General features: G+C 58.0%; 14 protein-coding genes and 1 pseudogene. 3 read left to right on the plus strand and 12 right to left on the minus strand.

Going from position 1 to position 9639, the window contains the following annotated elements:
* The first annotated feature begins 207 nt into the window (after nucleotides 1-207).
* Complete coding sequence (locus JO226_RS11880; protein ID WP_293583070.1) at nucleotides 208-444, plus strand: DUF333 domain-containing protein; 237 nt, start codon at nucleotides 208-210, stop codon at nucleotides 442-444.
* 4 nt (nucleotides 445-448) lie between these two features.
* Here JO226_RS11880 and JO226_RS11885 read toward each other — a convergent pair whose 3' ends face one another.
* Nucleotides 449-799 (minus strand): DUF488 domain-containing protein, encoded by a 351-nt coding sequence (locus tag JO226_RS11885; protein ID WP_293583071.1) that lies wholly within the window; start codon nucleotides 797-799, stop codon nucleotides 449-451.
* A 162-nt stretch (nucleotides 800-961) separates the two neighbouring features.
* Here JO226_RS11885 and JO226_RS11890 point away from each other — a divergent pair, with 162 nt between their 5' ends.
* Nucleotides 962-1669, plus strand: coding sequence for a CTP synthase (locus JO226_RS11890; protein WP_293583072.1), 708 nt, complete (start codon nucleotides 962-964; stop codon nucleotides 1667-1669).
* Between the two features lie 30 nt (nucleotides 1670-1699).
* Here the strand turns inward: JO226_RS11890 and JO226_RS11895 are convergent, their stop codons facing one another.
* The gene (locus JO226_RS11895) at nucleotides 1700-2146 is read right to left on the minus strand and encodes a DUF441 domain-containing protein (RefSeq protein WP_293583073.1); all 447 of its coding nucleotides are present in this window, start codon (nucleotides 2144-2146) and stop codon (nucleotides 1700-1702) included.
* A gap of 194 nt (nucleotides 2147-2340) precedes the next feature.
* Here JO226_RS11895 and yoaI point away from each other — a divergent pair, with 194 nt between their 5' ends.
* Nucleotides 2341-2445 carry a small membrane protein YoaI gene (gene yoaI, locus JO226_RS11900; RefSeq protein WP_293583074.1) on the plus strand — a complete coding sequence of 35 codons (105 nt, stop codon included), beginning with the start codon at nucleotides 2341-2343 and terminating at the stop codon, nucleotides 2443-2445.
* Here yoaI and JO226_RS11905 read toward each other — a convergent pair.
* The 10 genes and pseudogenes from JO226_RS11905 to JO226_RS11950 all read right to left on the minus strand — a co-directional run.
* Complete coding sequence (locus JO226_RS11905; protein ID WP_293583075.1) at nucleotides 2442-2942, minus strand: YbaK/prolyl-tRNA synthetase associated domain-containing protein; 501 nt, start codon at nucleotides 2940-2942, stop codon at nucleotides 2442-2444. The two genes, yoaI and JO226_RS11905, sit on opposite strands and share 4 nt — an antisense overlap.
* 85 nt (nucleotides 2943-3027) lie before the next feature.
* Nucleotides 3028-3429 carry a nickel-responsive transcriptional regulator NikR gene (nikR, locus tag JO226_RS11910; RefSeq protein WP_293583076.1) on the minus strand — a complete coding sequence of 134 codons (402 nt, stop codon included), beginning with the start codon at nucleotides 3427-3429 and terminating at the stop codon, nucleotides 3028-3030.
* Nucleotides 3430-3441: 12 nt separating this feature from the next.
* Complete coding sequence (gene nikE / locus JO226_RS11915; protein ID WP_293583077.1) at nucleotides 3442-4242, minus strand: nickel import ATP-binding protein NikE; 801 nt, start codon at nucleotides 4240-4242, stop codon at nucleotides 3442-3444.
* Nucleotides 4239-5003 (minus strand): nickel import ATP-binding protein NikD, encoded by a 765-nt coding sequence (gene nikD, locus JO226_RS11920; RefSeq protein ID WP_293583078.1) that lies wholly within the window; start codon nucleotides 5001-5003, stop codon nucleotides 4239-4241. The genes nikE and nikD overlap by 4 nt, the downstream gene beginning before the upstream one ends.
* A complete protein-coding gene (gene nikC, locus JO226_RS11925) occupies nucleotides 5003-5836 on the minus strand; it encodes a nickel ABC transporter permease subunit NikC (RefSeq protein WP_293583079.1) in 834 nt (277 codons plus the stop codon). The genes nikD and nikC overlap by 1 nt, the downstream gene beginning before the upstream one ends.
* Nucleotides 5833-6777: a nickel ABC transporter permease subunit NikB gene (nikB, locus tag JO226_RS11930; RefSeq protein ID WP_293583080.1), complete on the minus strand. Its 945-nt coding sequence runs from the start codon at nucleotides 6775-6777 to the stop codon at nucleotides 5833-5835. The genes nikC and nikB overlap by 4 nt, the downstream gene beginning before the upstream one ends.
* Complete coding sequence (gene nikA, locus JO226_RS11935; RefSeq protein WP_293583081.1) at nucleotides 6777-8345, minus strand: nickel ABC transporter substrate-binding protein; 1569 nt, start codon at nucleotides 8343-8345, stop codon at nucleotides 6777-6779. Before nikA ends, nikB begins: the two co-directional genes overlap by 1 nt.
* A 240-nt stretch (nucleotides 8346-8585) precedes the next feature.
* Complete coding sequence (locus JO226_RS11940; protein ID WP_293583082.1) at nucleotides 8586-8915, minus strand: NIPSNAP family protein; 330 nt, start codon at nucleotides 8913-8915, stop codon at nucleotides 8586-8588.
* A 127-nt stretch (nucleotides 8916-9042) separates the two neighbouring features.
* Nucleotides 9043-9441: a hypothetical protein gene (locus JO226_RS11945; RefSeq protein WP_293583083.1), complete on the minus strand. Its 399-nt coding sequence runs from the start codon at nucleotides 9439-9441 to the stop codon at nucleotides 9043-9045.
* A pseudogene (locus JO226_RS11950) lies at nucleotides 9438-9639 on the minus strand (hypothetical protein); the annotation flags it as partial. The gene JO226_RS11945 and the pseudogene JO226_RS11950, both read right to left, overlap by 4 nt.

Below are 9639 nucleotides of genomic sequence, written 5' to 3' on the forward strand. Positions count from 1 at the left end.
TATATCGCGACAGGAAGTGAGAGTCGGTGCGAAAAAGCGTAAAAAAAGACCCCGCCGGGGTTGGCGGGGAAAATACTCATTGATTATGGAATGATGTGTTCTCCGGTCAGTGCGAGAACGGGGCTACTCTACGGGACAAAAGTGCAGGTAAAATGAAGAAATCGTGGAGATTAAAACGCAAACTGGAAGGATAAAAGGAACGTGCATATGCGCTATATCGTTGTCGTCTTACCGCTGTTACTTGCCGGGTGTACAACATCGCCGGACGCGCCGCCACCGCCTGACGTGGGGATGGCGAACCCGGCCTCTGTCTATTGCCTGCAACAAGGCGGTACGCTCAATCCGGTGCAAACGCCGCGGGGCGTGCGAACGGAGTGTAAACTGCCCCGCGGCGAAGTCATCGACGAGTGGACGCTGTACCGCCGCGATCACGCGCCGCGCTAACGGTTCAGGGCGTCAGGCGGCTTAGCCAGTCGGCCAGCACGATTGCGTGGTTTTGCTGCGTATTTTTTGCCGCATACAGCAGCGTCACGGGCTGCTGTTGCGCCAGGCGGGCAACGCGTTCGCCTTCTGCCAGGTTCTGGCGCAGCTCATCGCGGTAGTGCTGGCTGAAGGTCGCAAAATCAATCACCTCGCCGTGAAAGGCCTTACGCAGTTCGGACGACGGCGCCAGCGCTTTTGCCCATTCATCGTGGATAAATTCATCCTTTTTAACGCCTCGCGGCCACAAGCGGTCAACCAGAATCCGGTAACCATCTTCTGCGCTTAGCGGATCATAAACACGTTTACAGCGGATCATAACGCTTGCTCCTGTGAGATTCCCGGATACCAGGTTAAACCAATATGTCGCAGCAGGGAACGGCCCCGACCTGCTATTTTAGGGGGATTGCCGTCACAGGCTTTTCCCGGTAGTCTGAGGCTCCTTGTGTTGCCCGTAAACTACACGACATAAGGACCCTTCATGGAACACGCTGCGACAAAAAATACCCTGCGAATTGCGCTGGTGGGCGATTTTAACCCAGACGTCATTGCGCATCAGGCCATCCCGCTGGCGATTGACGATGCCGCCGCCGTGCTGGAACTGACCGCCGACTACGACTGGCTGGCGACCGAAGAGGTCCAGAGCGCGGAAGACCTGGTCGGCTACGACGCTATCTGGGTGGTGCCCGCCAGTCCCTACAAAAATGCCCAAGGCGCATTGACCGCTATCCGCTACGCGCGCGAAAACGGCCTGCCGTTTCTCGGCACCTGCGGCGGCTTTCAGCACGCGATAGTCGAATATGCCCGCAACGTGCTGGGCTGGGAAGATGCCGGGCATGCGGAAACCGACAGCGATGGCAGAATGGTGATTGCGTCCTTGACCTGCTCGCTGGTGGAAAAGAGCGATACCATTGAATTACGGCCAAATACCCTTATCGCTCGCGCTTATGGCCGCCATGCCATTGAAGAGGGGTATCACTGCAACTACGGGATTTCGCCGCTGTTTGCCGCCGAGCTGGAAGAAGGAGCGCTGCGCGTCACCGGTTGGGACGATGAGGGCGAGATTCGCGCCGTCGAGTTGGTCACGCACCCGTTCTTTGTCGGTACGTTGTTCCAGCATGAACGCAACGCGCTGGCAGGGCGTCCATCGCCGCTGGTTCAGGCGTTTCTGCGCGCGGCGGCAAACTGAAAGCGCCCGGATGCTACCTCAACGCGCTGACTACGCCTTCCCGATAAACAGGGACACCAGACCGGCGGCAATAAGCGGCCCCACCGGCACGCCGCGAAACAGCGCCACGCCAAGGATGGTGCCGACCAGTAGACCTGCCACCAGATGCGGCTGTGAACCCATCAGCGTCACGCCGCGCGCGCCAAGCCAGGAGACAAACACACCCACGGCGATCGCCACCAGCGATTTCCAGTTCATGAACGAATGGATAAGGGTGGAGGGCGGCAGGGTGCCGCTGGCGATAGGGGCCATGACGCCGATGGTCAGGACAATTATCCCGATGCTCAGCCCCTGTCTTTCAATCCACGGGAAGAAGGTATTCAGCGGCGTAACGCGCACGATAATCAGCACCAGAATCGACACGGCGACAGTGGTGTTATGGCTGATAAAGCCCAGTGCCGCCAGCCCCAGTAAAATCAGCAGGGTGGTATCAAACATTGCAGGAATCCTTGCCAGAAATAAAAAAAATAAACCTGCTTACTGTACGCGCAACGGCGTGAATGAGCAGGCTTTTTTTCCGGTAACGGCGTCGTTTTGTGCACAAAAAATGTGACGAGCGTGGGCTGTCATCAGCGTGTCACCAGAGAGGAGAACAATAGGTTCTGCCCCTTCTTTACGGTGGAGACACGCAGATGAACGATTCAATGTTGATTGAAACCATGGTTATCGCCAGCGTTTTTATTGGCGTGGCGTCGATTCTGGTTGCTTCGGTGTTATGGCTTGAGCGGATGAGTTAATCCGCCCGGCGAAACGTTACCAACTGCGGTTTTGCGATACGCAGGTAGTCCTGCGTATCCATCACTATCGATTTTTCCAGCGCGCCCGCGTTAAACGCAATTTCGTCAAAGCGCTCAAACAGCAGCGGGTCGGCGACCAGTTTCAGTGCAGGATGAAAGCTGAACGGCGGGATCGCGCCAAACACGCAGGCCGTCAGCGCATCCACTTCCGCCGGACTTGCCAGCGATGCCTTCAGGCCGCCGAGGTGCTCCGCCAGCAGGGAGAGATCGGCCTGCTGATCGGCGGCGAGGATCGCCAGCACGTGCTGCTTCACGCCGTTACCTTTCACCTTACAGACCAGCGCCTTTGCACCCTGACCCAGTGCGGTGCCGCGTACCTCAGAGACGGCTTCACATTTGCCAATGGCCTCATGTTCCATGACGCGAAAACGCGCCTGTTCAGCACTGAGAACGTCCAGCAGATGCTGGTGGATATCGCGGGAGGCAATTTCACTCATGTTAACTCCACAGAAGAGAAGACGGGCCATCAGCTTAGTCCTGAGGGGGGGGGCTGGGCAACCCCGCGCAGGCGCAACAAATGCGCTATTTCTCAAGCGGTAAACACTGTAAATGACCGTGACGCACCCCGCGCTGGGAAATAACGTTATCGGCAAAATGCCGGACGTCGCCCATATCGCCTTTGAGCACGGAAATTTCCAGGCAATCGGCGTGATTGATGTGCACATGCAGCGTGGAGACGGACAGGTCGTGGTGATGGTGTTGAGTGGAGACGATGCGGCTGGCCAGGTCGCGCTTCTCATGCTCATAAACATAGGAGAGCACGGCAAACCCCTGGGTGCCGTGCTCCTGAGCGGCTTCCTGGGCCAGCGACGCGCGCAGAATGTCGCGAATCGCTTCAGAGCGGTTATGGTAGCCGCGGCGCTGGCTCAGGCTGTCGAGGGTGTCCAGTAAATCGTCATCCAGAGTAATGGTGATACGTTGCATCTGACTTAAACCTCATGGTGCGGCGCGTCGGCGCACAGGGAATGCGGGAAGTATCGCATTTTGTAGCACACGCCCGGCCTCAGAGGAAAACGTTAATGTGTCACCGGGGGTTTGCGTCTCAACAATTTTTCCGGCTTCCATCACCAGAACGCGGTGGCAAAAACGCTCCACCAGGCGGAGATCATGGGTGATAAACAGGCAGGCGGTGCCGAACTGCTGCTGCAGTTTTTTGAGCAGGCGAATGACGCCCGCCTGCAGGACCAGGTCGAGGTTAGAGACCGCTTCGTCAAGGATCAGTAGCTTCGGCTCCACTGCCAGCGCCCGCGCCAGGCAGACGCGCTGGAGCTGCCCGCCGCTAAGCTGCGGCGGTCGCTTATCAAGAATGCTGTCATCCAGCTCCACCGCGCGCAGCATTTCGCTGGCGCGCGCCAGCTGCTCCGTCCGGGAGAGCGACAGGAGATGGCGCATCGGTTCACGCAGGATCTCCCGCACAGTTTTGCGCGGGTTCACCGCGCTGATGGAATCCTGAAATACCATCTGGATCTCGCGGCGGAAAGCGTGTTGTCGGGCGCGGCTGAGACTCGCCAGCGGTTCGCCGCGCCAGAGGATGCTGCCGCGAGTCGGGGATTCCAGCCCGACGATAAGCCGCGCCAGCGTGCTTTTGCCGCAGCCGCTTCGGCCCAGCAGGGCGACGGTTTCGCCGCTGTTCAGGCTGAGCGACACCTCTTTCAGCACCCGCAGAGGCGGATGTTTGCCGCCGAAGGCGGAAGGGACATAGTCGTGCGAGACGGCGGATACTGTAACTAAGGTCATGAGGCAAGCTCCATACCGTACAGCGCGAGATGCGCCGAGATCAGGCGGCGCGTAACGGCATGTTTCGGCGCGTGGAACAGGGTATCGACATCAGCCTGCTCCACGATACGACCGTTATCCATCACCGCGACGTCGTCAGCCAGACGCGCGACGACACCCATATCGTGGGTCACCAGCAGCATACCCGGCGCCCGGCGTTGCATAATGTTTTCCAGCAGGTCGAGGATGCGCGCCTGCGCGACCACGTCCAGGTCGGTCGTTGGCTCGTCGGCGACGAGAAACGGCGCGTCGGACAGCAGCGCCATGGCGATCATCATCCGCTGCAGCATGCCGCCGCTCATCTCAAAAGGGTAGCGTTCCAGCACGCGGGTCGGCTCCTCAAGCCCCACAGCTTCAAGGGCTGCGATGAGGGTGGCGTTGTCGGCAGGTTTCCCCAGAGCCATACAGGTTTCCCGCGCGTGGGTCGCCATGGTGTGCAGCGGGTTAAAGGCGCTGCGCGGGTTTTGCATAATGGTGGCGACGCGCGCCCCGCGCAGCGTCGCAGGCGAAACCGGCGCGCCGTCCGCGAGGATGACGCCCGACGTCTGACGTACGCCGGCGGGCAGTACGCCGAGCGCCGCCGCGCAGGTCAGCGATTTTCCGCTGCCGCTGCCGCCGACCAGCGCCAGCACGCGGCCGCGCGTGAGCGACAGCGATACACCATGCACCAGCGGGTGTCCGGCCTGTAAGACGATATTTTGCAGATCGATTTGTTGCGGCATCAGTGGGCATGCTCCGTGACCAGATGAGGATCGAGATGATCGCGCAGGGCGTCACCCACCATGTTGAACGCCATTACGCTGATGAACAGCGCCAGCCCGGGCCAGAACATCTGCAGCGGCTGCGTCCAGATATACTGGCGCGCGTCGTTGATCATTACGCCCCATTCGGGAGTTGGCGCGGTCACGCCGAGGCCGAGGAACGACATCCCGGCGACGTGCAGCATCATATGGCCGATATCCAGCGTCGCCAGCACCAGCAGAGACGGAATGGCCGCGCCCGCCAGATGATCGATAAAGATGCGGATATGCCCCGCGCCGGAAAGCCGTGAGGCGAGCACGAACTCGCGCTGGCGCAGGGAGATAACCAGGCTGCGCACCATCCGGGCGTACCAGGCCCAGTGTGAGAGGGCGATAGCGATAATGACGTTGGTCAGCCCGGTGCCTAGCACGCCCACCATAAAGAAGGAGAGGATGGAGGTCGGGAAGGTCATAAACATATCCGCGACGCGCATGGCGGCCTGATCGACACGGCCGCCAATCAGCCCGGCGCTGCCGCCGATGATAAGCCCCAGGGCGAGCACCAGCAGCAGGCAGACCATTACCGAACCGAGTGAAACGCGCGTCGCCGCCAGCAGACGCGAGAAGATATCGCGCCCCAGATGGTCGGTACCCAGCCAGTGCTGACCGTCCGGCGACTGCAAACGGGACGGTAAATCAATGGACTGCGGATCGTACGGCAGCCACCACTGGCTGGTGAGCGCAACAACCACCAGCAGCACGATGATGAGCATCGCCAGGCGTACCGGCCAGCGCGCGGAGAGAAAAAAGGTCATGCATGCGCTCCTTCATGACGGCGAATGCGTGGATCCAGCGCGGCGTTCAACAGGTCGACAGTCAGGTTGCAGACGGCAAAGACCACCACCATGACAAGCGTAAAGCACTGGATAACCGGGTAGTCGCGATTGAAAATCGCTGATACCGCATAGCGGCCGATGCCTGGCCAGGCGAAGATATTTTCAATGATCATCGTCCCGCCGATAAGCTCGCCGATATGCATGCCGACGGCGGTGATCATCGGCAGCGACGCGTTGCGCAGAATATGGCGGCGCTCGGTTTGCTTATCGCTAAGCCCGCGCAGGCGCGCCCAGGTCACATGCCGCTGCCCGGCGACCTCGAGCATGCTGGCGCGCAGCAGGCGGGCGTTGATCGCCAGCGACATAAAGGCAATCGACAGCGCTGGCAGGACGATGTGCTGCCAGCCGCCGTAGCCCATGGCTGGCAGCCACTGCAAATGTACCGAGAAGAGCATCACCAGCAGGAAGGCAAGCCAGAAGTTGGGCATCGACACGCCGAGAAAGGCGATGAAGCGCACGGCAAAATCGGGCAGGCGATCGCGGTGCCGCGCCGCCCAGATGCCCATCGGCACCGAGGTCAGCAGGATCAATACCAGCGCCGCGCCAGCCAGCTGTAGCGTGGCGGGCAGGAAATTCAGCACATCATCGAGCACCGGACGTTGGGTGGCGAAAGAGACGCCGAAATCCAGATGCAGCGCGTTCCACAACCAGTGGCCGTACTGGGTGATAAGCGGCTGGTCCAGCCCGAGCATGACCCGGGTCGAGGCCACCATCTCCGGCGTCGGCGGCAGGTTGGACAACCGCAGATAGTCAAGCGCCGGGTCGCCGGTGCCTAAACGCAGCAGCAGGAAGATGATCACCGACGCGGCGAAAACCATCGGGATAAGCAGCGCAATGCGCCGCAACGCGTAACGCATCATCAGGGTTTCACCGGGGTAATCTGTTCGAACGGAATTTCAGACACAATGGGCGCAAAAGGGATTGTGCCCAGCTCCGGTTTGGCGACCACCATCATGGAGATGTAGCTGATGGGCAGGTAAACCGCATCATTGTGCAGACGCGTCAGAATGTCGCGATACAACGCCTGACGCTGCGTTTCGTCGGTGGTTTCCAGTACTTCGCTAATCTCTTTATCAATAACCGGCTTGTCGGCTAAACCCTGTTGTGCCTGATAGTCGGCGTGGGACGGCACGCGCATCGAACTCATAAAGGCGTGTGGGTCATACGGTGCGCCCCAGGTGCGGTTGAAAATCATACCGAAGCGACCGTCGCGCTGACGGGCGTAAATACTGCTCTCTTCTTCACCGACCAGCGCCACCTCCACGCCCACCTGGCGCAGATCGGCCTGAATGATTTCGGCCATCGATTTGCTCAGCGCATCGGTGCCGATAAACGACAGCTCAATGCGCAGCGGCTGGCCGTTTTTCTCGCGAATCGTTTTACCGGCTGGCACCTGCCAGCCCGCATTTTCCAGTAACGTCTTCGCCTGTTGTGGATCGTACTGACGCGGTTTCAGGCCGATATTGGCGTACGGAACGCCCGGCGAAAACAGCGTGTCGGCCACCTGCTGGGTGCCGTACAGGGCATTGTCGATCAGCGACTTTTTATTGACCGCATGGTTCAGCGCTTCACGTACCGCCAGCTCGTCAGTGGGCGCTTTGGCCGAATTCAGCGCCAGCATCACTGTCTCTATCGGCTGCGAAAGCTGGGTCCGGTATGCCGGGTTGTGGCTGAATCGCGCGAAGGTGTCGAGCGGCAGCAGCCCTTCGTTACCGTACAGCAGGTCAATATCGCCGGTCTCAAACGCCACCGCGCGGGTGGTCGGGTCCGGGATCACCTTCACGGTCACCTGGCGAATCTGCGGTTTTTCGCCCCAGTAACGGTCGTTACGCACCAGCACATCGTACTGATTCAGTTTTGATTCCTTCAGCACCCACGGCCCGGTGCCGATGGGCGCGTTAATCCCGTTCATCGTCTCATTATTTTTAAACTGCGACGGGGCGATAAAGCGGAAAGGACGGGGCAGGGAGAGTTCTTGCAGGAAGGGGTAGTAAGCACTTTTAAGGGTGATTTTCAGGTCGGTCTTGCTGAGCGCTTTGACATCGACTATCTGATTCGCCAGCTCAAGCCAGGCGTGGCGTTTGCGGTTATTCAGCACGACGCGAAAGTTCTGTGCAGCGGCCTGGGCATCAAACGCTTCGCCGTTTGAAAAGGTGACGTCATCGCGAAGGGTGAATACCCAGGTTTTACCGTCTGCCGAGTGCGTCCAACTTTTGGCAAGCCAGGGTTTCACTGCGCCGTCCGCCTGATACTTCACCAGCGGTTCATACACCATGCTCTGGGCGAACATCTGGTTGGGGGTGTACAGATGCGGATTGAGCGGCCCGACGTTAACCGGCCATGCGGTTGTGATTTCATCGTTAGCGGCGTAAGTCGCGGAGGCGGCGCAGAACAGCAGCGCCAGTAGCGAGCGGCAGAGGTTGTTCACAGTGATTCCTTCAGTGAATAAAAAGCGCGACAAAAAGTGTGATGATTTTAGTAATTCGTCATACCAAAGCATTGTGTTGGATCAACTGAGAGACGGTCTGCGGCGGGGATTTTCAGAAAAATGTGTAGTCATTCTCGTAAGATAAATTGTATTAGCTCAGACTCGATCTGACACTTTTCATATCCAGAGCCAGATCTGATATAGCAGGAGGTTCTCAATCGTCACGGGATAGACCTGGGATTACACTCGTAGCCCATCCACAGTTACCGATGGCAAGTACATCACTGTTTTAATGCATGTTTCGATGCATTTAATGATGGATTCGCGTGGCCCGTCGCGCCAGTCTGCGCTCGCGTAGAAGGAATCAAGAACTGTATTCATATTCTCAGTGCTTTCAAAGGCTCGAATGAGATAGTAACAGTCGATATTGTGCAGAGAATTACCAAACGACACGACATCGATTCCGTGGCGTTGATGAAGAGGAACGCTAATTTCTTGCATGATGGTGTGAAAAACAGCCCCGGTGTCTTTGTGTAACGTGTATTGCAGTATCTCGACTGTTTTTTTCATAAGCATTTTTCCTATGTTGGCTACTAGCAAAAAGACGATTGTCCGATTTTATCCTGTTACATCAAAGAGAAGTGTCAGATCAAGTCGCGACTAATACACATGATTCGCTAAAACCCGGCTGGACCCGCTATTTCCCGAAATTCTTTGTATCCTGTGTGTGATTTCTGGCCTGCTGGCTGGTGGGCTGTCTCACCTGTTCCCGGTTAATCTCGCCTGTTCCCGCATAGTAACAGGAATGCCTCACAGTCTGCGTTTTCACCACCTCGCCATTAATGACCCGTATATCGTCCTCAGTATGCTGGTAGCCAGTGGCTTTCTGGAATAGCGCATCAGCGACTTTTGCATCCGCCACCAGTTTGCCCCTTTTTATGGACAGACAAAACTCAGGAAAGCGCTTTTTCCAGCGGTTGATCGTACGTTCATCCACGCCAAACATCAGCCCCAACTCAGCATCAGTTAACCCCAGATGGCAAAGTCTGAGTGCCATCTCTGCAAATTCATCACGATATTTTGTTGGTCTGCTCATCGTTTCCCCCGATACCGGCGCTCAAGTACCACCAGCAGGCCGCGCATATACTGGTTTTCGTTCAGCAACATTTGCCAGCGCTTTTCTTTGAAGGTGCACCAGTGCATCCCCTTTGGTTTTGGGTAGGAGTTCAGCATACGGAACAGGTTATTGATCTCCGGCTCATCCTCACCCCAGACCGCCTGACGGGCTTTACGG

This window comes from Pluralibacter sp., from assembly GCF_019237635.1.
Classification (GTDB): domain Bacteria; phylum Pseudomonadota; class Gammaproteobacteria; order Enterobacterales; family Enterobacteriaceae; genus Enterobacter_B.

Coding starts and splice junctions, on each gene's coding strand:
- JO226_RS11940 (WP_293583082.1), bottom strand. CDS start 8,915: ATGAAAAAAACAGTCGAGATACTGCAATACACGTTACACAAAGACACC.
- JO226_RS11945 (WP_293583083.1), bottom strand. CDS start 9,441: ATGAGCAGACCAACAAAATATCGTGATGAATTTGCAGAGATGGCACTC.
- JO226_RS11880 (WP_293583070.1), top strand. CDS start 208: ATGCGCTATATCGTTGTCGTCTTACCGCTGTTACTTGCCGGGTGTACA.
- nikR (WP_293583076.1), bottom strand. CDS start 3,429: ATGCAACGTATCACCATTACTCTGGATGACGATTTACTGGACACCCTC.
- JO226_RS11885 (WP_293583071.1), bottom strand. CDS start 799: ATGATCCGCTGTAAACGTGTTTATGATCCGCTAAGCGCAGAAGATGGT.
- nikB (WP_293583080.1), bottom strand. CDS start 6,777: ATGATGCGTTACGCGTTGCGGCGCATTGCGCTGCTTATCCCGATGGTT.
- nikE (WP_293583077.1), bottom strand. CDS start 4,242: ATGACCTTAGTTACAGTATCCGCCGTCTCGCACGACTATGTCCCTTCC.
- JO226_RS11895 (WP_293583073.1), bottom strand. CDS start 2,146: ATGTTTGATACCACCCTGCTGATTTTACTGGGGCTGGCGGCACTGGGC.
- nikD (WP_293583078.1), bottom strand. CDS start 5,003: ATGCCGCAACAAATCGATCTGCAAAATATCGTCTTACAGGCCGGACAC.
- yoaI (WP_293583074.1), top strand. CDS start 2,341: ATGAACGATTCAATGTTGATTGAAACCATGGTTATCGCCAGCGTTTTT.
- nikC (WP_293583079.1), bottom strand. CDS start 5,836: ATGACCTTTTTTCTCTCCGCGCGCTGGCCGGTACGCCTGGCGATGCTC.
- JO226_RS11905 (WP_293583075.1), bottom strand. CDS start 2,942: ATGAGTGAAATTGCCTCCCGCGATATCCACCAGCATCTGCTGGACGTT.
- JO226_RS11890 (WP_293583072.1), top strand. CDS start 962: ATGGAACACGCTGCGACAAAAAATACCCTGCGAATTGCGCTGGTGGGC.